At 54.4% G+C, this 19504-nt stretch carries 22 protein-coding genes; 10 read left to right on the top strand and 12 right to left on the bottom strand.

The window, feature by feature from the left end; all coding sequences use genetic code 11:
* Positions 1–168: 168 nt before the first annotated feature.
* The 5 genes from ACFO1S_RS16545 to ACFO1S_RS16525 all read right to left on the bottom strand — a co-directional run bounded on the left by ACFO1S_RS16545 (position 169) and on the right by ACFO1S_RS16525 (position 3701).
* Positions 169–435 carry a metal-sensitive transcriptional regulator gene (locus tag ACFO1S_RS16545; protein WP_204603494.1) on the bottom strand — a complete coding sequence of 89 codons (267 nt, stop codon included), beginning with the start codon at positions 433–435 and terminating at the stop codon, positions 169–171.
* A gap of 84 nt (positions 436–519) precedes the next feature.
* Entirely contained in the window at positions 520–996 is a 477-nt protein-coding gene (locus tag ACFO1S_RS16540; protein WP_204603495.1) for a DsrE/DsrF/DrsH-like family protein, read from the bottom strand.
* A 29-nt stretch (positions 997–1025) separates the two neighbouring features.
* Entirely contained in the window at positions 1026–1817 is a 792-nt protein-coding gene (locus ACFO1S_RS16535) for a sulfite exporter TauE/SafE family protein (protein ID WP_378127155.1), read from the bottom strand.
* A gap of 81 nt (positions 1818–1898) precedes the next feature.
* The gene (locus ACFO1S_RS16530) at positions 1899–3077 is read right to left on the bottom strand and encodes an MBL fold metallo-hydrolase (RefSeq protein ID WP_378127153.1); all 1179 of its coding nucleotides are present in this window, start codon (positions 3075–3077) and stop codon (positions 1899–1901) included.
* Positions 3078–3122: 45 nt separating this feature from the next.
* Positions 3123–3701, bottom strand: coding sequence for a sulfurtransferase TusA family protein (locus tag ACFO1S_RS16525; RefSeq protein WP_204603496.1), 579 nt, complete (start codon positions 3699–3701; stop codon positions 3123–3125).
* Positions 3702–3970: 269 nt separating this feature from the next.
* On the opposite strand from ACFO1S_RS16525, the gene ACFO1S_RS16520 reads away from it, so the two are divergent.
* The 8 genes from ACFO1S_RS16520 (at position 3971) to ACFO1S_RS16485 (ending at position 10010) form a co-directional block, all read left to right on the top strand.
* Positions 3971–4225, top strand: a complete 255-nt coding sequence (locus ACFO1S_RS16520; RefSeq protein ID WP_204603497.1) for a helix-turn-helix transcriptional regulator — start codon at positions 3971–3973, stop codon at positions 4223–4225.
* An 86-nt stretch (positions 4226–4311) separates the two neighbouring features.
* Positions 4312–4500: a hypothetical protein gene (locus ACFO1S_RS16515; RefSeq protein ID WP_204603498.1), complete on the top strand. Its 189-nt coding sequence runs from the start codon at positions 4312–4314 to the stop codon at positions 4498–4500.
* Between the two features lie 118 nt (positions 4501–4618).
* On the top strand, positions 4619–5029 hold the full coding sequence (locus ACFO1S_RS16510) for a hypothetical protein (protein WP_204603499.1): 411 nt from the start codon (positions 4619–4621) through the stop codon (positions 5027–5029).
* Positions 5026–5496: a hypothetical protein gene (locus ACFO1S_RS16505; protein ID WP_204603500.1), complete on the top strand. Its 471-nt coding sequence runs from the start codon at positions 5026–5028 to the stop codon at positions 5494–5496. The genes ACFO1S_RS16510 and ACFO1S_RS16505 overlap by 4 nt, the downstream gene beginning before the upstream one ends.
* Complete coding sequence (locus ACFO1S_RS16500; protein ID WP_204603501.1) at positions 5379–7274, top strand: ATP-binding cassette domain-containing protein; 1896 nt, start codon at positions 5379–5381, stop codon at positions 7272–7274. Before ACFO1S_RS16505 ends, ACFO1S_RS16500 begins: the two co-directional genes overlap by 118 nt.
* Entirely contained in the window at positions 7249–7692 is a 444-nt protein-coding gene (locus ACFO1S_RS16495) for a TlpA family protein disulfide reductase (protein ID WP_204603502.1), read from the top strand. Before ACFO1S_RS16500 ends, ACFO1S_RS16495 begins: the two co-directional genes overlap by 26 nt.
* Positions 7685–8497 (top strand): MauE/DoxX family redox-associated membrane protein, encoded by an 813-nt coding sequence (locus ACFO1S_RS16490; RefSeq protein WP_204603503.1) that lies wholly within the window; start codon positions 7685–7687, stop codon positions 8495–8497. Before ACFO1S_RS16495 ends, ACFO1S_RS16490 begins: the two co-directional genes overlap by 8 nt.
* Positions 8498–8603: 106 nt before the next feature.
* A complete protein-coding gene (locus ACFO1S_RS16485) occupies positions 8604–10010 on the top strand; it encodes a SpoVR family protein (RefSeq protein ID WP_204603631.1) in 1407 nt (468 codons plus the stop codon).
* Between the two features lie 70 nt (positions 10011–10080).
* On the opposite strand, the gene ACFO1S_RS16480 is transcribed toward ACFO1S_RS16485, so the two are convergent.
* Entirely contained in the window at positions 10081–12189 is a 2109-nt protein-coding gene (locus tag ACFO1S_RS16480; protein WP_204603504.1) for a methyl-accepting chemotaxis protein, read from the bottom strand.
* A 183-nt stretch (positions 12190–12372) separates the two neighbouring features.
* Here ACFO1S_RS16480 and ACFO1S_RS16475 point away from each other — a divergent pair, with 183 nt between their 5' ends.
* Positions 12373–13257, top strand: coding sequence for an SDR family oxidoreductase (locus ACFO1S_RS16475; RefSeq protein WP_204603505.1), 885 nt, complete (start codon positions 12373–12375; stop codon positions 13255–13257).
* A 90-nt stretch (positions 13258–13347) separates the two neighbouring features.
* On the opposite strand, the gene ACFO1S_RS16470 is transcribed toward ACFO1S_RS16475, so the two are convergent.
* The 6 genes from ACFO1S_RS16470 to ACFO1S_RS16445 all read right to left on the bottom strand — a co-directional run bounded on the left by ACFO1S_RS16470 (position 13348) and on the right by ACFO1S_RS16445 (position 17696).
* Complete coding sequence (locus tag ACFO1S_RS16470) at positions 13348–14694, bottom strand: MATE family efflux transporter (RefSeq protein ID WP_204603506.1); 1347 nt, start codon at positions 14692–14694, stop codon at positions 13348–13350.
* Between the two features lie 215 nt (positions 14695–14909).
* Positions 14910–15797, bottom strand: coding sequence for an SMP-30/gluconolactonase/LRE family protein (locus ACFO1S_RS16465; RefSeq protein ID WP_204603507.1), 888 nt, complete (start codon positions 15795–15797; stop codon positions 14910–14912).
* Between the two features lie 184 nt (positions 15798–15981).
* Positions 15982–16371: a LytTR family transcriptional regulator DNA-binding domain-containing protein gene (locus tag ACFO1S_RS16460; protein WP_204603508.1), complete on the bottom strand. Its 390-nt coding sequence runs from the start codon at positions 16369–16371 to the stop codon at positions 15982–15984.
* A gap of 23 nt (positions 16372–16394) precedes the next feature.
* Complete coding sequence (locus ACFO1S_RS16455) at positions 16395–16517, bottom strand: cyclic lactone autoinducer peptide (RefSeq protein WP_204603509.1); 123 nt, start codon at positions 16515–16517, stop codon at positions 16395–16397.
* Positions 16514–17044, bottom strand: coding sequence for an accessory gene regulator ArgB-like protein (locus ACFO1S_RS16450; RefSeq protein ID WP_204603510.1), 531 nt, complete (start codon positions 17042–17044; stop codon positions 16514–16516). The genes ACFO1S_RS16455 and ACFO1S_RS16450 overlap by 4 nt, the downstream gene beginning before the upstream one ends.
* Positions 17037–17696, bottom strand: coding sequence for a hypothetical protein (locus ACFO1S_RS16445; RefSeq protein WP_378127147.1), 660 nt, complete (start codon positions 17694–17696; stop codon positions 17037–17039). Before ACFO1S_RS16445 ends, ACFO1S_RS16450 begins: the two co-directional genes overlap by 8 nt.
* Before the next feature lie 258 nt (positions 17697–17954).
* Here ACFO1S_RS16445 and ACFO1S_RS16440 point away from each other — a divergent pair, with 258 nt between their 5' ends.
* Complete coding sequence (locus ACFO1S_RS16440) at positions 17955–19496, top strand: glycosyl hydrolase family 18 protein (RefSeq protein WP_204603512.1); 1542 nt, start codon at positions 17955–17957, stop codon at positions 19494–19496.
* Positions 19497–19504: the final 8 nt, after the last annotated feature.

The following is a 19504-nucleotide window of genomic DNA, read 5'->3' as shown; positions in this document are numbered from 1 at the left end:
TAAACTTCGTATTCTATGTTGTAACATGCGCCAACGGCCAGCGCAACCTTTCCAAGGAAATAATCAGGCATTCGCACGCGCTAAAAGCGGCTGTCCGGGTAAGGGAGCAGCCGCTATCTGCGTTCTGGATTTTGAGCAACCCTCGAAAGGGAATTGTATCCGGCTTATTCACCGGCTCTTCACCAACAATTCGATCGCTTGCTTGACCATCCGCTTCGTATCTCCGCCAGACGCCTGCTCTGCAAGAATGCATTGCTCCAGATTTTCGGCCACGATTGTCGCGATCGCTTTGTCAGCTGCGCTTCGTACCGCTGAAAGCTGGGTAATGACATCCTTGCAATCCTTTCGCTCCTCCATTAGCCGCAGCACGCCGCGTACTTGCCCCTCCAAGCGCCTCAAACGTTTTTTCAGATCGTCGTTATACTCGTAAGCCATCGAGCTCCTGCCTCCATTTCATGCGCCCCTAATACCTACATGGGTATATTATAGAGCAAAAAAGAAAGCCGCGCTATCGGCTGCTTAAATAAACAGGTTAACCTTTGCCTTCGTCGCGTCTCCCAGATAAGCCGCTACTCCGGCCAGTTCCATGCCGTCGATCAGCTCCTCCCGCTTCAATCCCAGCAAATCCATCGTCATCGTACATGCTACGAGCTTGACGCCTTGCTCTTGCGCCAATCCAATCAATTGCGGAAGAGACAGAGCCTTATGCTTCTTCATGACGTGCCGAATCATGGAGGGACCCATGCCGAGTATATTCATTCTGGATAGTCCAAGCTTGTTGGCGCCGCGCGGCATCATCCAGCCGAAGATTTTCTCTAGCCATCCTTTGTCGGTTTTGACCGCCTCTTCCTTCCTCATCGCATTGAGCCCCCAGAAGGTAAAGAACATCGTCACCTCATGATCATAAGCCGCCGCTCCGTTCGCGATAATGAAGGCGGCAATGGCTTTATCCAGTTCCCCGCTGAAGAGGACGATCGTCGTTTGCTCCTTATCCATCCCTCTACCCCCTTCTACTTTCTGATCGTTCATAAGAATAAATCCGCCCCTATTTTCAAGGAAGCCGCCGCGATTAACGCCATCAGAATCCGCTGCAGCGATCTCGTGCCGACTCGCTTGCTGATCGCTGCGCCTATTGGTGCGGCAATCAGGCTCGCAACGACCAGAACGACGGATGGCCCCGGCAGTATATGGCCTCCGAACAGCTTGCCGGCCACCGTGCCGATCGACGACACGAAGGTGATCGCAAGTGAGGAGGCAATCGCCGCTCTTGTCGGGATGCGAAGCACGACCAGCATCACCGGAACGGTAATGAACGCGCCCGCCGCGCCGACGATGCCGGAGACAACGCCGATGATCGCCGCGAGGACAAATGCTGTCGGCTTGTTAAAGCTCGGCTTCGACCGATCTCTATCCTCCTGTCCCCCTCGTGGCAAAAACATCATGGCAGCGGCGATCAACGCAAGGATGGCGTAGGTCAAATTGATTGCCGAATCTGCAAGAAATCTTGAGCCGTAGCCACCTGCAAAGCTCCCGATGACGATGGCGCTTCCCATGACCAGTACAAGCGCTTTGTCGATGTACCCGCCTTTCCGAAAGACGAAGAGCCCTGCCAATGTCGCGAAAAACACCTGCACTGCGATAACGGACGACGCCTGTTGAGCCGAGAATGCCGCGAAGCCAAGCACCGGAGGTATATAGAGCAGCATCGGATAGCTGATAATCGAACCGCCGATTCCGACCATGCCCGATAGCATTGATCCGACAAAACCGATCGCGAATAGCAGGAGGATCAGCCCCGAATCCATACCGAGTCCCATAGATACGCGCACCTCCGAAGACCAGGATCAAGCACTCCTGCCGGCTGTTCCCCGCATGAAATCATGCTATTCCCCTGCCAGCTATTCATGAATTGCGCACCGATTCGGCCCAGTCTCCATTTCCTGCAGTTCATCCTGAGATGGCTCGATCAGGCCCATGTTCGTTCTGCGAATCGCTTCATAAGAGTTGGGCTGCTGAGGCAGATTCATCGTCACGGCCTGCCGGAATGATTCCGCATCGCGGATATTGAGACCCGGATTGTGCTCGAACAGCTCTCCCAGCTTCGCAGATATGCTTCCGTCCTCTCTCATCTCGCCGGGGTTCCCGAAGTGGGCGGGCAATACGGTTAATGTCTCGGGCAAGCTCTTGAATCTGCTGTACAAGGTCGTTCTTAAATCGTCCGCCCAATCTCCGGCCTTTCCCGCCAGATCGGGGCGACCGATCGACTTAACGAACAAAAGATCCCCGCTGAGCAAGTATCGATGATCGACAATCAGCGATGTACTTCCGATCGTATGTCCCGGAGAGTATAGCGGCCGGATCGCGATTTCCGTGTCCCCAATCGAAAGCACCTGTCCGTCCTCCAGTGGATCGTAGGCATATACGACCTCGTCCGCGTCCTCCGGCGGCAGCCAGTAACGGGCACCGGTATCGACTGCCAGCTTGCGTCCGCCGGAGACGTGATCGGCATGCAGATGGGTATCCACGACGTGCTTGATCTGCACCCCTTTGGCTTCGGCAAATTGTTTGAATATGTCCGTCATTCTTACTGCATCTATTACCGCCGCTTCACCGCCGGACAAAATCATGTACGAAAGACAGCCTTTGCCAATGCGCACGAACTGATAGAGCTCGCCGCCGCCAGTCAAGTCACCGATCTTGACTGGCTCCAGATGCTCGCTCCAGGCCTTCATGCCGCCGGCAAGGAAATAGACCCGGGTACGACCTGCCTCGATCAATTGCTCGGCTACGAATCGGGACGAGCCTTCCTTTGCGCAGACGACAACGATTGGATCGTTATTCGGCAGATACGGAAGCGCAGCATCGATCCCTTCCAGCATCTCGTAATAGGGAAGATTGACACTCCGGATCTCCGCAGCCTCAATCCTCCAATCCGTATAAGCCTCCTCGTTCCGAACGTCCAGAATCGTTAACGGGTGCCGATCGATCGCCTTTCTGGCGATCTCGCTTGCTGTCGTGGGGAGTGCTCTAGTCGTTGCCCTCGAATCCATCGCGCACTGCATTTTCTCTTGACTCATTTGGTTCTCCTCCTTAAATCTGCTTGATCCGCATCGTTGATTAGGCTACCGCGCCGATTGCTCGGTCGGCCCTCGCCATTCGGACATACCCGGCACTACGTTGCTCGCGCTATAGCCGTTTGCCTTGAGCAGCCGGCACGCCATCCCGCTTCTTCTGCCGGTCCGACAGATTACATAATAGGTTTCGTCCGCATCAAGCTCGCCCAAACGAGCCTCCAGTTCCCCAAGCGGAACCCCGATGGCTCCGGGAATATGGCAGAAGGCATATTCCGCAGGCTCGCGAACATCGAGGATTCGCGCCTTCCGTCCGGCTTCGAGAAGGCCTTGGATTTCTTCATTGCCAATCTCCGGCGTGAAGGCAATGTCCTCCTTCGTCTCTTCCACCGACACCTTGCGGATAAAATGCTTCATCACTGCTCCTTCATGCAAGGTTCCAAGATAGTGATGACCCGTATTTTGGGCCCAGCTGCGAATATCCGCCAAGGAGCCTGCATCTGTCGCCTGCATCTCGACGACTTCTCCGGGCTTTACGGCATCCAGCGCCTTCTTGGTCCGAACGATCGGCATCGGACAGGCCATACCTTTGCAATCCACGACTTGATTCGCCTTGAACACATGCGTCATTATTTCGTTTTCCTCCCGACCCCCATATACCCCATATGGTATATTGAAGGGTATAAAATTATACCCCGTAGGGTATATGGATATCTTAATTGAGCCCGTTTGAATTGTCAATGCACCTCTTCTGACTGTTGCCCCGTCGAATATCGTCAAAATTATTCGCCATTAATCATCCTGTTATTTACTAATTTTAGATATGCATGGTAATATAAAATAGAAAACGTTTTCACGAAAACCTGCGCTTTCATCTTAACGAACTAAGGGGGGCACTCATGGACATTCATGTCTTTTTCGAGAAGTGGGTTAGGGATTACGGACTGACGAGAAGGGAGCAGGAGGTCGCCGTCTATTGGATGCAGGACCATACGTACAAGGAGATTGCGGCACTTCTGACAATCAGCGAATTTACGACCCGAACGATCATCCATAACATTCATCTGAAGATGGGAGTGAAATCGAAGGCCTCGCTGCTCATTAAAATGGTAAAGGAGAAAACGTTAACGGAACCGATTCTAACAAAACGATAAAAATACAACATATGTTGTATTTTTCCATATTTCGATCTATGTTACGGTTAAGAAGAAGTCGAAACTACGCGAAAGGAGGGAAAGTGATGGCTGTTTCATGTCCTAGCGGTTACACTCTTGCCGGAAGTTCGAGCGGCACACCGTTCTGCTCCTCAAGCAGTTGCTCCCAAGGCGGCGGCAACCAGCGTCAAGTGTACGTTAATCTGACCTGCGTGAACCCGTCCAACGGCAACGTCGTTAATGCAACCGGCTACAATGATATCGGCTGCTGCTAACCTCAGCGCAAAGGCAATCCGGGCGACCGGATTGCCTTTTCCGCCTTTCCCGCCCGCACTTTCGCGACAAGCGAAGCCACACGAAGGGCTTGTCGATTACCGAAGGAGGAAATTCGCTATGTCCGGAACGGCTTCCGCCTCATACCCGCAAGCGATCGTAGTGGCGGCTCGCGAGATTCGCTTCGACCCGGCGCTGAAAACCCATCATCTCGAGCAAGTGCTCAACGAACTGACCGTCCCTGCGCTCCCCCATATCGCTTCCTGCGACCTGTTGATCAAGTTCTCGCTGGAGGATCGGGAGAGGGACTATCTGTGCGAGATTTGCGTCGTCGACCGGAACAGCCGCCTGCTGTTCACCATGCCGAAGACGATACGCAACGTAAGACCGGAGAATCGGCCCGCCGGCTGCGACCTGTCGGTGCGCGTCCCGTTTCTCGTTGAAGAAGAGGGAGAATATGCATTTGAAATTATCGGACCTCGCGGCCTCATCGGTCGGTACTTGCTCTATGTTCGGGAGGAGGGAGCATGACGGACCCGCGCGGACATCTTCAGTTTCTGAAGCCCACGAAAAATTGGCTCAATCCCGGTGAATATTTACCTGATGCGAACCGCTTCGCGGACGGGCGCCTTCGTTCAATTCCCGCCGCCCGCTTGTGTATGTTTCTGTTTTTTATCGATACCGAATGCGAGCCTTGCGGTCCCGCATTGAACATGCTGTATGAAGCTCTCTCGGAGCACGATCTGCCTGCGGTGCTTCTCGTGGCCGCACCGGAGGACAAGAAGTTCGACATCATTCGGACTGCGTTCGAAGGAAAAGCCGAGCTGCACCGATGCGATATGAAAGAGATGAAACGATTGTTCGGCACGGGAGCGACGCCATGGGGCTACGGAATCAATGCCGTCGGGCAGATCGTAACCAGCTCGGTCTGCGGCAGCCGCAGCGAATTCGCCGCTCTCACGCGACCGTTCAGGCGGCTGATCGGGGCAACGGTATGAAGGCGATGCTGCATTGGTGCGCATACTTGTCCCACGGCGCCCGACGCCTGCTTCTGTGCTCCATTGCGCTGATGATCGCCCTGCCCGTACTGAGCTGGTTTCAATTCCAATGGTCGATCCGGTTCTTCAATCAGCTTACGGAAGACATGCAGGGAAAGCTTCCGCTTCTTCTGGGGCTGCTCCTGGGCCTGGTGGCGATCAAGCTGATGGAGAGCGTGCTTACCCGTTGGAATTCCTATATCCAGGAATCGATGTCTCATCGCTTTCTGCGCAACATCGACACCTACCAATTCGAGCTGATTAAGCCTTCCGACATTACTCGGGTGGAAACGCCCGTCTATCAGCAAGACTGGAACCTGTTAAAAAACAATCTGTCCAAGCTCGGCCAGCTGCTGCAGTCCGCCATCTCCATCCTGAAGGATGCGGGAATCGTCATCGTATATGCTTATCTAATTATGGCCCAGAGCTGGTTGATCGTTGTCGCCATTGTCGTGTTCTCTATTCCGAATCTGATCTATGTCTGGAAGCATGCGAGCCGCCTTGACCAGTTTTTCGCGCGAATCTCCCAGGCCCAGATGGAAGCGAGCCGAGTGACCAGCTTTCTCATCATGCCGCTGGCGCTTAAGGAAATGCTCGTTTTTGCCGCGAAGCCGTTTTTTCTGTCCAAGTGGCGGACCGCTTCCGATAAGGTGCTCGGAGAACAGCAGCGGTTCACGAAGAGCGAGCATACCTGGGGAGCATTGGTCGATCTGTTCTCTCCGTTAAAATATGCGGCCACTCATGCCCTTCTTCTGTATCTGCTATATCGGGGCGACATGAGAATCGGAGATTATCTGGCGATCAGCGCTGCGCTTGTGCCGCTGGACAACGCTCTCCGATCGTTCATTGTCTCCACGGACAGCTTCGTGCATTTGAAGCTGTTCCAGCAGAAGCGCGCCCGGTTTAACGATCGCTATATGACGTTGTCCTCCGATGTCAGGGCCGATGCGCCGCTGGACGAAATCAGAAGCGTGCGGCTTGATGCGCTGACTTTCCGTTACCCCGACCGGGAGGCGACAGCCCTGCGGGAAGTATCGCTGGATTGGCAGAGCCCTGGCAGCATAGCCATCGTAGGCGCGAACGGGTCGGGCAAGTCCACGCTGGCGAAAGTGCTGGCCGGCCTTCATCGCATGGAGGAGAGCCGCCTGTTCTTCAACGGAACGGCGCTGGAGAAGCTTGATCGCTCCGCCTTGATGCAGCGAATCTCCATCGTTTCGCAGGATTTTGTCAAATATCCGATGTCCCTGTTCGAGAACATTACGCTTAGCGTACTAGTCGAGCATGATCCCCAATACGAATATATTAAAAACCGTTATCCCGAGCTTATCCCGTCGCCGCTCCTTCATCGCCCCGAAACGTTGCTGGGCAACGAACAGCTGAACGCCGTCCAGCTGTCGGGAGGTCAGTGGCAGCGGATCGCCATTGCGAGAGGACTGTACAAGGATTGCGACCTGCTCATTCTCGATGAAGCCACCTCGGAGCTGGATTCCTCCACAGAGGCTGCATTAATGGGCAAAATCCTTACGGACCGCAAGGCTCGTCTGACCGTTATCGTCACGCACAATCTGAATCTTGCGGCGCTGGCGGGGACGGTCGTGGTCATGGATAACGGCCAGATCGTCGAGCAAGGCCCGCCCTCCCGCCTGATGAGCGGGCCCTCGCGATTCCGGCAGCTGCGGGAGCAGCAAATTCCTCTGGAGGTGAACCCTCATCATGGATTTCAGAGCATTGTTTCCTAAAGGCTCGAAGACCGCATCCCCTATCGAGCCGCTGCGTCCGGGACAACCCTTTCCGCTGAGGCTGCAGGCGGATGCCGCTTCGGGAAAGCCGATTGCCGTAGCCGTTCTGTCGCTGTATTGCTCCCATTGCATTGAAATGCTGCCCGAGCTGGTAGCCGCCGTCGATCGTCATCGTATCCCGTTCGTCCTCGTCAGCAACGGGTCTTATCAGGAGAACGAGAATATCGCCGCTTATTTCAAAGCTCCCTTCCCGATCGTGAGCGTTGCCGAGGAGGAGCTTCAGTCGGTGTACCGAGTGGCACAGACCCCTTACTTCTATCTCGTACAGCCTGAAGGCATCGTCGCGGACAGCTTCGCCGCCGAATCCGGACAAGAGATGGCGGATCGCTGGCTGCGCTTTGGAGCCTCCCGTGTTTGAGCCCGAGAAAGGCCTCATCGCGCTCGCTTTTGCCGTTAACCTGCTGGTCGGGTACGTCTTTGCGTTATCCGCCGCGACCAAGTGGCGCAACCCGGACAACTTCGCGCTGCATCTGTCCCGATTTCCTTGGCCGCTTCCGAGGAACGGCTTGCATCCTCTCGCCTACGGCGTCATTTTGTTCGAAACCCTGCTTGCGATAGCCTTCGCCTTTAATTTGGGCGATGGCTATCGCCATGGACTGGCCGTTGTCGCGTTATGCTTCTTTACCGCATTTCTTGTTCTCAACCGAGCCGCGCTCCAGACAACGGGATGCGCCTGCTTCGGCGAGCGCTCCGCGCTTAATCGCTATCCGATCGCCAGAAATTTGACGCTCCTGGCGCTAGTGCTGCTGCCATTGATGCTGGGCGTAGAGCTGAACTTGACACAGTCGCTGATCCAGAGCCTGATCTTCGTGCTCTCTGCCGCGATCGGCTTTGCGCTGGGCGGCGCTTCCCAAAGCTTCGCTTCCCTAATGCCGAAGGAGGCCGGCAACCTTCCTGTGCTCTATTTATCCTACCGCTTGAACGGAGTTAAGGAGGCCGACGAGCTGCTCGCCGCAGCGTCTTCGCGGCGAATGCTAATCGTGTTGGAGGCGCCGGACTGGATGGTCGAGGCCAAGCGGGATCGGTGGCCGTCCCATCGGGTTGTCGCCGCGACGGAGCCGTTACCCGGTGGCGAGCCGTTCCTGCTGCGCCGCAATACGAAAGGGCGGATACAACGCTACAGTGAATGGGCCGCATATGCAGCAAGATATATTCGGGAATGATGCCGGATTGGAAGTAAGGCAAATATTCGCAAGCACGCATCCGCCGGTTCCCACATATACATAAGGTGGTGAAATTTTTGTTCAGAACAGGGGGCTTGGCTGCATGATGCGCGAGGCAGAGCAACGGGAGCTGGAGGAGGCTATAACCGACATTACGGAAATCGCCGGCCGATTCGGACTTGATTTCTACCCGATGCGGTACGAGATTTGTCCGGCGGACATTATTTATACGTTCGGCGCTTACGGGATGCCGACCCGGTTTAGCCATTGGAGCTTCGGAAAAACCTTCAACAGGATGAAGATGCAGTATGACCTCGGATTAAGCAAAATCTACGAGCTCGTGATTAATTCCAATCCTTGCTACGCGTTCTTGCTGGACGGCAACTCTCTGATCCAGAACAAGCTGATCGTCGCCCACGTTCTCGCCCACTGCGATTTCTTCAAGAACAACGCCCGCTTCTCGGCCTCCAACCGCAACATGGTGGAGAGCATGTCCGCCGCCGCCGAGCGGATCAGTCAATACGAGATTGAATATGGAGCCGCCGAGGTCGAACGGTTCCTGGACGCGGCCATTGCGATTCAGGAGCATGTCGATCCCGTCATCCATAAGCCATTCGGCTTGGATCAGAAGCACAGCAAGGATTCGCTGCACAAACGCGACAAAACCAAGGAACGGGGAGACAATCGGCCAGCCTCTCCGTATGACGACTTGTGGGCGCTGGAGAGCTATGAGACCCAGGAGAAAGAAAAGCTTGAAGCGAAGGAAGCTTCGGAGCCTAGGCGGTTTCCCGTACATGCGGAGAAAGACGTCGTCTGGTTCATCCAACAGTTCTCCCCCGTGCTGGAGGACTGGCAACGCGATGTACTAAGTATTATCCGCGAGGAAATGCTGTACTTCTGGCCGCAGATCGAGACCAAGATCATGAACGAGGGCTGGGCTTCCTATTGGCATCAGCGGATCATGCGCGAGCTGCCGCTCACCAGCGAGGAGACGATTGAATACGCCAAGCTGAATTCGGCGGTCGTCCAGCCTTCGCGTCATTCCTTAAACCCCTACTATTTGGGTTTGAAAATATTCGAGGATATCGAGAAAAGATTCGGCAAGGAGCACATATTCGAGGTTCGCGAGCTGGATTCCGACGCCTCGTTCCTGCGCAACTACTTGACCAAGGAGCTGACGGAGGAGCTGGACCTGTACATTTTCGAGAAGAAGGGGCAGGAGTGGAAGGTGACGGACAAGGGCTGGGAAAATATCCGCGACCAGATGGTTTTCTCGCGCGTAAACGGCGGTTTCCCGTACCTTGAAGTGACGGATGGGGACTACCAGAGAAGCGGCGAGCTGTACGTGACCCATCAATATGAAGGCACCGAGCTCGACCAGAAGTACGTGGAACGAACGCTGCCCTATGTCGTGCAGCTATGGGGCAAACCCGTTCATCTGGAATCGTTCGTGGACGACAAAAAGACGCTGTTTACCTGCGACGGCAAAAAAACGACAAGAAGAAGCGTCTAGGGTGATGGGTTGTAAAAAGGGAGAAGCAGGCCGGGTCTCGGCCGCCTGCTTCTCCCTTTGTAGGTCTCTGTTAGATTTTGAACCGGGACAGCTTCTCCAGCAGCTCCTGAACCATCGCGCTCAGCGCGGCGGCGGAAGACGCGATCTCTTCCATCGAAGCGAGCTGCTCCTCCGAAGCCGAAGCGACATTCTGGGAGCTGTCGGACGCTTCGCCCGCCAGCCGGGCCAGCTCCTCAATCGAAGCGCTCACCTGCTGCGAGCCGGCATTCATCTGCTCGGAGGTCGCCGACACCTCTTGGATCTCCCCGTTGACCCGCTGCATCTCTTCTCCGACGGACTTGAACAGCTTCGCGCAATCGAGCACGATCCGCTCTCCCGCCTCGACCTCGACCGCGCCCTGCCTCATTCGATCCGATGCCCGGACGGTATCCTGCTGAACGGCATGAATCATGCCGGACACCTGCTCGGCGGCCTTGAGCGTCTGATCTGCCAGCTTGCGCACCTCCGAGGCCACGACGGCAAAGCCTCGACCGTGCTCCCCCGCCCTCGCCGCCTCAATGGCAGCGTTCAGCGCGAGCAAATTCGTCTGGCTGCTGATTTCCGAGATCATGGCCACGATCCCGCCGATTTCCTGGGAGCGCTCTTGCAATTCGGCCATCACTCGTTCGGTTTCGGCCACCGTGTCTTTAACACGCGCCATTTGCTCTCCCGCTTCGGCGATTCGAGAGTTGCCGAGCTCGGTTTGCGATTGCACCTCTTGAGCGGAGGCCGACACGGCCGAGCTCGAATTCGCGATCCGCTCAATGCCGAGCGATATCTCGGCCAAGGCGTTGGCCGTTTCCCGCGTATGGCGATTTTGCGCGTCGGAGCCGGCCGCGACCTCCTCGATGGAACGGGCGATCGTCTCGGAAGCCAGACTTGTCTGCTCGGCGCTTGCCGTCAATTGCTGGGAGGTCGCCCCGACGGACATCGAGAGATCGCCGACCAGATGGAACATTCCGCGCAGCTCGTCCGACATCCGGTTAAAGTCGGCGCCCAGCTGTCCAAGCTCATCCTTGCTCCGAAGCTCGACCTTCTGCGTCAGATCCCCGCCCGCCATAAGGTTCACGCTTGTCGCCAGCATCTTCAAGCGGCGAATGATCAGAATTCGCGTCAAGACGGCGATTACGAGCCCCAATACTATCAAACCGAGCGCGCTTACCAATAGCATCTCGCTTCGGCCTTCCCTGTATGTCGCCATAATTTGTTTCTCCGGAATGACGGCTTCCGCGTACATCGCATCGTCGCTGCCGGCTAATCGGATCGGAAGAAACATCCGAAGCACCGTCCCGCCGGAAGGATCGGAAGTATAGCCCTCGGTCGCCTCCCCTGCCGCAACCTTAGCGAACAGCGCCTTCTTCTCTTCATTATCCGCATAGGGCTTCGCGACCAGCTCCGGCTGTGCCGGATTCGCCAGGTAATTCCCCTGATGGGAGATCATTGTGATATAGCCGCCCAGCGGCGTGTACCCGGTTGCCTCCTTCTGCAGCGAATCCAATGCAAAATCGATGCCAACGATCCCCTTGAACCGCTGATCGGCATCCAGGATCGGAACCACAACCGATGTTATCTGAACCGTCTGATTCCCGACCTCATAGGCGTAAGGCTCCAGAATTGCGATTTTCCTCGTTTTTTTCGGTATCTGGTAGTAATCTCCGTCTCCCTCTTTGTCGTATCCTTTCAGCGGTTCGACGATGATATCCGCGCCGCTGCGCGCAACATAGGGAATGAAACGCCCCGTGCCGTCATCGTGAGCCGTGCGGCTGACCCATTCCTTATCCTTGCCGTCGAACGCGTTCGGCTCCCATAGCGTATAGACGCCCAGAATATCGGGACTCGCCGCCAACGTATCCTTCAGCAGCCCGATCACTTCGTCGCGCGGCAGTGATCCGGTCTGACTCGATTGAAGCAAAACTCTGGACAACATCTCAAGCTCCTGCTTCAAGCCGTTCAGCTTGGAGCCGAAAGTTTGACCGAACTGCTCCCCGGAGTTCAGCGCTTCGACCTCGCCCCGGCTTATGCTGATCCCCTTCAAGTTGTTCAGATTCACCTGAACCATGACTCCGAACACGAGAATCAAGCACAAGGCCAGAAACGCGATAAACTTGGACGTCAGGGAAACACTGAATTTGTTTTTCATCCGAACACACTCCTGCTGGATTTAGTACGACATTTATCGACACATTATGACATTTTGTGAAGAGCATTGACCCCGATAAGCAGTGGAAAAATCTTCTTCATGCGTAAGGATGGATGAAGCGGTTTAATCTAACACTAACGGCAACGGCCGTCTTGGCCGCTTACACAAAAGGAGAGATACCAAATGACTTCAGCAAACCCTTCGGCCGCGCCGGAAAGACCCGCCTCCTTCCCGCCGCAGCATCAGAATCAACAGCCGGGCATCGAGCAACAGATGACCCCTTTGCCTGCATCCGAATCTCCGGTCTATAAGGCTGCCGGCAAGCTGACAGGCAAAGTCGCCATGATTACAGGCGGAGACAGCGGGATCGGTCGCGCGGTGGCAATTGCTTATGCCAAGGAAGGCGCGAATGTCGCCGTCCTGTATTTGAACGAGGACATTGACGCTCAGGAGACGAAGAAGCAAGTCGAAGCGGAAGGCCGGCGTTGCCTTCTGATCAAAGGCGATATCGGCCATGCCGCCTTCTGTCGGCAAGCGGTCGGACAAGCCGTGCAAGACCTGGGCCGGCTGGACGTGGTCGTCAACAATGCCGCCGAGCAGCACCCGCAGGACAAGCTTGAGCAAATCACGCCGGAACAGCTGGAGCGGACTTTCCGCACGAACGTGTTCGGCATGTTTTATTTGACCCAAGCCGCCATGCCTCATCTGCAATCCGGCTCGGCGATCATTAACACCGCCTCCATCACCGCTTATCGCGGCAGTCCCACCTTGCTTGACTACTCGGCTACCAAGGGCGCGATCGTCTCCTTCACGCGCGCTCTTTCGCAGAACGTGATCGGGCAAGGCATTCGCGTCAATGCGGTTGCTCCGGGTCCGATCTGGACGCCATTGATCCCGTCCACCTTCGATGCCCAGAAAGTGGCCAAGTTCGGAGCCGACACGCCGATGCAGCGCGCAGGGCAGCCAGACGAGCTGGCGCCCGCTTACGTCTATCTCGCCAGCGAGGATTCATCCTACATGGCCGGTCAAGTGCTTCATCTCAATGGCGGCGAGATTATCAACGGCTAAAGGAAAGCATGCGAAGAAGCTGTTCCCGGGTCAGCGAAGACTCCGTCGGAACAGCTTCAATTCGTTCGATTTGTATATGGGAGAGATTGCTCAGTCATGAGCCGCTTTCAGTCTGACCGATGCAAAATCCGTGCGGTAATACCGAATCATAACGGCCAGTCCCAACGCCACCAGGAAGGAATAGAGCGCGAGCCAGGCGCCCATGCTGCCCCATTCGAACACCATAACGAACAGATAGGTCAGCGGAACAAACATGAATAGACTCAGCACGAACGAAGCCCTCATCAGGAAGGTCGTGTCCCCGATTCCCCGAAGGCCGCCCGCGTAGAAATTGTAGAAGCCGTCGAATATTTGTAAATATGCCGATACCTGAATCAAATGCGCGGCCAGCTCGTACACGCCCGGATCATCGCTGTACAGCCGCGCGATCGGCTCCGCCCAGATCAGCTCGACGGTTCCAAGAAGCACGAGGAAAATCGCTCCGAGAATCGCGGTGTTCGTTCCCGCCTTCTTCGCCCTGTCCGGCCTTCGTTCGCCGATTGCCTGCCCAACCAGAATCGTTGCCGTCGACCCGAAAGCGAATGCGGGCATGAAGCCGAACGACATGACGCTGAGCGCCACCTCGTTCGCCGCGGCCGCCAAATCTCCGAGCGTCAATACGAACATCGTGAAGATGTACATCGAGACGCTCATCGAGAATTCCTGCAGTCCCAGCTTGCCGCTTTCCTGGGAAATCAGCTTAAGCTCCTTCCAATCCGGGCTTTGCAGCTTTCTCGTCTGGTACCGTTTATGCATTGGTCCCCAGAAGACGATCAGACAGATCGCCAGCTGCACCGCCTCGCCGATCAGCAACGCATAGCCGGCTCCGATAACGCCCATATCCGGCAGTCCCCAATGTCCGTACGTCAGACCGTAAGTCAAGCCGACCATAAGCACGTTCGCCGCGATGGACACGATCATGGAGGTGCGGGTATCCCCCACTCCGCGGAAGAAACCGTGAAACGCGAAGCTGATGATCCCGAACGCCATCGCGTAGAAGCGCAATTCCAAATACTCGCCGCCCGTGGCGACGAGCTCCGCCGACCCGCCGGTCAGCTTCAGCACCGCCCCGCTTGCCAGCCACCCGGCCGCCGCAATGAAGATCGCGACTCCCAGACTGACAAGCAGCGCCAGATACATCCTCTGCATCCCTTTGCGCATCTCGCCCGCTCCGAAATTTTGCGCAACCAGATAATTGACTGAATGGCCGATCCCCGAGAAGATCGCAAACACGTTGTACATGATAATATTCGATACGCCGACCACGGCGATGACGACAAAACCAAGATCGCCGACCAGAATCAGATTGATCGTGCCGGTAAGCGTCTGGGTTGCGAATGCGAATAACGACGGGAGCGCCAGCACCAGTATTGCGTACCAGCTCTTAAGCAGTTTCATGAGGTTCTACCATCCCTGAAATTGATGAATTCAATTTCATCATTTTGCCGGAGAAGCGACTTCCCGTCAAGACCGGGAACGTAAATTCTATTTTAAATCTTGTATGCGACAAGACCATAGCACCTTGCCTGCTTCACAGAGTGCTACCCAAAGGGTCAACTCTTCATAAGAAACAAGCCGCCGCTCCGTAAAGGGGCAACGACTTACCCTAAGCGTTAAGTTCTCTTTGTTTTGTACTCGTACGAGGGCAATCCTTGTACGCCGGGCTTGCAGACGAACAAGCTTCCAGCAAGCGGCTCCTTGCGCAAGCGTTCTTCATCGAGCCCCACACTTGCGGACGTAATGTACAGCTCGTCCAGATTCTCTCCCCCGAAGCAGCAGGAGGTAACCTGAGACACCGGCAGATTCAAGCGTTCCAGCAACGTCCCCGTAGCGGGATCGATCCGGCTGATGCCGTAACCGCCCCAGCAGGCTACCCACAGCTTCCCTTCCGCGTCGACGGCCATGCCGTCCGGGTTCCCGTGCTCCTTCTGGATAGCAGCTACGATCCGGCGATTCCCGATGTGGCCGCTTTCCGCGTCGTAATCGAATTGGTCGATGCGCCCTGTACCGGTATCGATATAGTACATGGTCTTGGCGTCAAGACTCCACCCAAGCCCGTTAGAACACCCGATATCTCCGACCATCCGATGCGCCGATCCGTCTTCGTCCAACCGATATAGCGAACCAAGCGGCCCTCCTTCTCCCATCGGCATCGTACCTGCCCAGAAACGCCCTGCCGGGTCGACCTTCCCGTCGTTGAAGCGGTTGCCGGGCAAATGGGCCTCCGGATCGACGATCGGCTCCAATCGTCCGCTGGCGAGCTCCAAAAAGGCGAAGCCGTTTTCCAACGCGCATACCATTCTTCCGTCGTCGGCCTTGACAATCGCTCCGATTCTTTGTCCGACCGAAATCGCGTTTTCTTTGCCCGTGGAAGGCTCGTACACGTGTACCTTCTTGCCTTCGATATCTACCCAAACCAATTGCCCATTCTGCGAATTCCACAACGGGCCTTCTCCCAAGATCGATTTCTCTACTTTTAGCGCTTTGGGCTGTATGGACATGTCGAATCCTCCTCGTCAACTTGGCAATACCGAACTCTCTGTCAGCCATTGTAGCACCGAACACGGAAATCGACCATTACACAGATTGCGGTTTCCCCTACCAAGCTTTCAGAGACGATGCCTACGCATACAAAAAAAACCAAACCTCGGCGGCTTGGCTCCTGTTTCCGTCCGGCTATGAAGTTTACTTTTTCCAGAAGATGGAGGGTCTCGAAAAAACCTTGTACTTTGCCGACTCTTCCTTTGCCAAATGCTGAACCTTGCTCACATTCGCTTCCGAAACCGTAGCAAACTTGCTTTCTTTAGTCCAAGGCTCTTCAAAATAAACCTTTCGCGCTTTCGGATCAAAAGCCTTGACGTGATTCAGATTGACGATGTTCGTGCGATCCAGCCGTTCAAAGCCCATATCCTTAAACAAGATCAGCAGTTCCTCAAGCGTTGTGGGATACAAATACATGTCGTCCTTCGTGTAGAACTCCGGACCATCCGCCGTTGGTTTAATCGCAATCAAATCCTCGATATTTACCGTACATGGATTCCCTTCGCGATCCAGCAAGCGAATTTGGTTAGGCATTCATCGCCACCTCCTTGGTGTCTCTAGGACTTCAATTCTTCAGGGATCTCCGGCCTGTGGAAGAGCCATACGCAAGCCGTACTGACAAATAATACAGCAAACAAGGCAAGTCCTTTGGCAACTGCGCTTAGCACCTTCTTCTTCATTCTTTCGTACCTCCGCTCTGTTTTGGAATTAAAAACAAGGAATGACACAAAGAAACCAAGGTGAATACCGGATTTGTCCAATAGAAGTTGCTCATGACAATCAGCAGCGCAATGATCTTCATCAACGGATAGTACCGCTCCGGGATCCTTGCATAGCCTTTAAAGTTTCGCGGCGCATAGATCGCAACTAATAGAGTGTTAACCAGATTGATCGCAATCAGCATTGTATCGTTAACCTGAACAAAGGGAGAACCGCAAACGACTATAACGGTAAGGATAGTGCATAACCATGAGTTATGCAAATGATAGCCCCCGGCAAAAATTCGCAAAGCCATAAAATAAAGCAATGCGGTCAAAGTTGCAAGGAAGCTATCGAATAATAGCGAAAAAATCAAGATTAGGCTTATTGTCATAAGAGAATGAACAATAATGTAAAGAGCGTAGCTCATCACGGCGATGCTGGGCGTATTCTCGGGAACTTCTCTCTTAATATAGCTTGCAAGACTATAGGATACTTTGTTAATCATTGGCTCCATCCTTTCGAATGGAATAATAAATCAACAATACTAGGATTATGATAATCGTTACGGCTACTATGTAGATATAATAGGGCAGGTTGATGGAGGCCAAGTAGAAACCATTAACTAATATTATCGTCAACATAGCCAAAAAAAGGAATAGATAAAATAATTTATTGCCTTTCATATTTCTTTTGTAAACCCGACTGCTGCCTTCAATGTAACTGAAGCCGCCATTCGTCTTGTAAATAAACAAAGAAATAATTCCCAAAACAACCGCCGTGGAATATTGGACCACAAATGCATTATCCGTATAGGGAAGCACTTCGGCAAAAACGTCCAGCTTCAGATAGATGGAGAGCAGCAGCCATTGAACGAGCGAGAAGACCACAAAGGTAATGACAACCATAATAATCGAATGGAACAGCAGAACTCTAAGAATAATGGTAATCAAAAACACAAACATGAACAGATTTATCAACGGGGAAATTTGCTGAAGAGATTCCAATTGCAATGTATTGGAAACCATTGAGAACAGGATGGATGCAATGAAGAACTTAGTCAAATATTCCCTGACGTTAAATCTGAATAGTACCATCGCAAAAACAAAGAAGGAAATAAATTCGAATGTCGAAGCGGTTATAAACTTGATAAATAGCATTATGTCCCTCCGACAAAAGTCTTGAATAACGTCTAGCTATATTCTATCAAAAAAATAGTTAAAATTAATTATATATTTGAATTTAATTGTGCTCTCTTCAAAAGAAATGTCATTCTTAGTCCTTAGAGCAATGGGATAAAAGAAGCAGGCTCCTGCCTAATTTTGCTCCGATATCCAATATGTTAGCCTTTACGAGAATTATCCCCTTCCGGAGAATAGAGAGATGCAGCCTATCGCTGCCGGAGGAGGACTCTACTATTGCTAAAGCAGCCTATCATCTATCGCATCCTGCTGGGATTTGCCGTTCTCGGCTTTCTCCTTCACCCCATGCCCGTCCTTCATGCGAGCAGCGAGATTAAAGTTACATACAATAATAGAAGCATTGATTTTACGAGCGGTCCCTATCTTCTTAACGGCTCTATCTACGTACAAGCGAGGCCGTTCCTGCAAGCGATGGGAATCCAGATCCAATGGATAAGCGCCGGCTCTATTAAGCTGTTCAAAACCGGGTTGACGATCGAGATGAAGCTTAATGAAAAAGCGGTTCTGCTGAACGGACGGTCGATGTCGATAAGCGCTCCGGCCGTATTGAAGGGCTCAGCTCTATTCCTGCCGGTGCGGTCCCTTGCGTCCATGCTGGGCTTAGGCTTGGCCTGGCATTCCGAGAATGCTGCGGTTGTCCTCACAAGCGGAGCCTCCGCCGGCTCGCCTGACGAGCCGCGCTTCCGCATCGTCGCCTACTATCCTTCGTGGGCCGCCTATCAGGGAATCAAAGCTTCGCAATTCGCCGGCTCCGAAATTACGCACCTCAACTATGCCTTTGCCGGCATCGCGGACGGGAAAATCGCCTTAAGCGACCCGCAGACGGATCGCAGCGCCTTCAACGAGCTGGCGCGGCTGAAAGAAGCGAACCCCGAGTTGCGAACGCTGATCAGCATAGGCGGGTGGTACGATTCCGGCTCCTTCTCCGACATCGCCTTGACGAATGCCTCCCGGATTCGCTTCGCGGACAGCGTCGTTCGGTTTATTCGCGATTACGGCTTCGACGGCGCGGACCTGGACTGGGAATACCCGGTGTCGGGCGGATTGCCAGCGAATTCCGCACGCCCCGAAGACAAGATTAACTTCACGCTGCTTCTCCAGACGCTCAGAAGCAAGCTCGACGAGGCCCAGGCACAAGACAAGCGAACCTACCTGCTTACGATTGCCTCCGCCGCCTTTTCCGGCTATGTCCGCAATACCGAGATGGACAAGGTCGGCGCGATCGTGGACTGGGTGAACCTCATGACCTACGATTACAGCGGAAGCTGGGACAGCCGCAGCAATCATCTTGCTCCATTGTATCCCGATTCGGGCAGCTCTGCCTCAAGCGTAAGCAGCACTATGAGTCTGTATCGCCAGGCCGGAGTTCCCGCCAGGAAGCTGGTCGTCGGCATACCGTTCTACGGCCGAGGCTGGGACGGCTGCGCCGCAACCGCCAACGGCTTCGATCAGCTCTGCCAAGGCGCTTCCCGGGGAGCCGTCGGAAGCGGCGTTCACGGTTATTCCGAGCTGGAGAACAGCGGCTGGATCAACGGCAACGGCTTCGTCCGCTATTGGAGCGACACCGCAAAGACTCCTTGGCTCTATCGCCGGTCAACGGGAACGTTCATTGCTTGCGAGGACCCCGAATCGATTGCCTACAAGGCCGGCTACATCAAATCCCAAGGGCTGGGAGGAGCGATGGTCTGGGATTTGAGTCAGGACGCTAACGGCACTTTGCTGAACAAGCTATCCAGACAGCTCCGAAGCGGAAAATAAAGCGAGGC

This window comes from Cohnella boryungensis (genome assembly GCF_042651945.1).
GTDB lineage: Bacteria > Bacillota > Bacilli > Paenibacillales > Paenibacillaceae > Cohnella > Cohnella boryungensis.
Note: the sequence above shows the minus strand (reverse complement) of the source record. Positions and strands in the feature narration are given on the sequence as shown.

Bases quoted from the DNA above. Each gene is read 5' to 3' on its own strand.
- ACFO1S_RS16545 (WP_204603494.1), bottom strand. From the start codon at position 435: ATGGCTTACGAGTATAACGACGATCTGAAAAAACGTTTGAGGCGCTTG.
- ACFO1S_RS16540 (WP_204603495.1), bottom strand. From the start codon at position 996: ATGGATAAGGAGCAAACGACGATCGTCCTCTTCAGCGGGGAACTGGAT.
- ACFO1S_RS16535 (WP_378127155.1), bottom strand. From the start codon at position 1,817: ATGGGACTCGGTATGGATTCGGGGCTGATCCTCCTGCTATTCGCGATC.
- ACFO1S_RS16530 (WP_378127153.1), bottom strand. From the start codon at position 3,077: ATGAGTCAAGAGAAAATGCAGTGCGCGATGGATTCGAGGGCAACGACT.
- ACFO1S_RS16525 (WP_204603496.1), bottom strand. From the start codon at position 3,701: ATGACGCATGTGTTCAAGGCGAATCAAGTCGTGGATTGCAAAGGTATG.
- ACFO1S_RS16520 (WP_204603497.1), top strand. From the start codon at position 3,971: ATGGACATTCATGTCTTTTTCGAGAAGTGGGTTAGGGATTACGGACTG.
- ACFO1S_RS16515 (WP_204603498.1), top strand. From the start codon at position 4,312: ATGGCTGTTTCATGTCCTAGCGGTTACACTCTTGCCGGAAGTTCGAGC.
- ACFO1S_RS16510 (WP_204603499.1), top strand. From the start codon at position 4,619: ATGTCCGGAACGGCTTCCGCCTCATACCCGCAAGCGATCGTAGTGGCG.
- ACFO1S_RS16505 (WP_204603500.1), top strand. From the start codon at position 5,026: ATGACGGACCCGCGCGGACATCTTCAGTTTCTGAAGCCCACGAAAAAT.
- ACFO1S_RS16500 (WP_204603501.1), top strand. From the start codon at position 5,379: ATGGGGCTACGGAATCAATGCCGTCGGGCAGATCGTAACCAGCTCGGT.
- ACFO1S_RS16495 (WP_204603502.1), top strand. From the start codon at position 7,249: ATGGATTTCAGAGCATTGTTTCCTAAAGGCTCGAAGACCGCATCCCCT.
- ACFO1S_RS16485 (WP_204603631.1), top strand. From the start codon at position 8,604: ATGCGCGAGGCAGAGCAACGGGAGCTGGAGGAGGCTATAACCGACATT.
- ACFO1S_RS16480 (WP_204603504.1), bottom strand. From the start codon at position 12,189: ATGAAAAACAAATTCAGTGTTTCCCTGACGTCCAAGTTTATCGCGTTT.
- ACFO1S_RS16475 (WP_204603505.1), top strand. From the start codon at position 12,373: ATGACTTCAGCAAACCCTTCGGCCGCGCCGGAAAGACCCGCCTCCTTC.
- ACFO1S_RS16470 (WP_204603506.1), bottom strand. From the start codon at position 14,694: ATGAAACTGCTTAAGAGCTGGTACGCAATACTGGTGCTGGCGCTCCCG.
- ACFO1S_RS16465 (WP_204603507.1), bottom strand. From the start codon at position 15,797: ATGTCCATACAGCCCAAAGCGCTAAAAGTAGAGAAATCGATCTTGGGA.
- ACFO1S_RS16460 (WP_204603508.1), bottom strand. From the start codon at position 16,371: ATGCCTAACCAAATTCGCTTGCTGGATCGCGAAGGGAATCCATGTACG.
- ACFO1S_RS16455 (WP_204603509.1), bottom strand. From the start codon at position 16,517: ATGAAGAAGAAGGTGCTAAGCGCAGTTGCCAAAGGACTTGCCTTGTTT.
- ACFO1S_RS16450 (WP_204603510.1), bottom strand. From the start codon at position 17,044: ATGATTAACAAAGTATCCTATAGTCTTGCAAGCTATATTAAGAGAGAA.
- ACFO1S_RS16445 (WP_378127147.1), bottom strand. From the start codon at position 17,696: ATGCTATTTATCAAGTTTATAACCGCTTCGACATTCGAATTTATTTCC.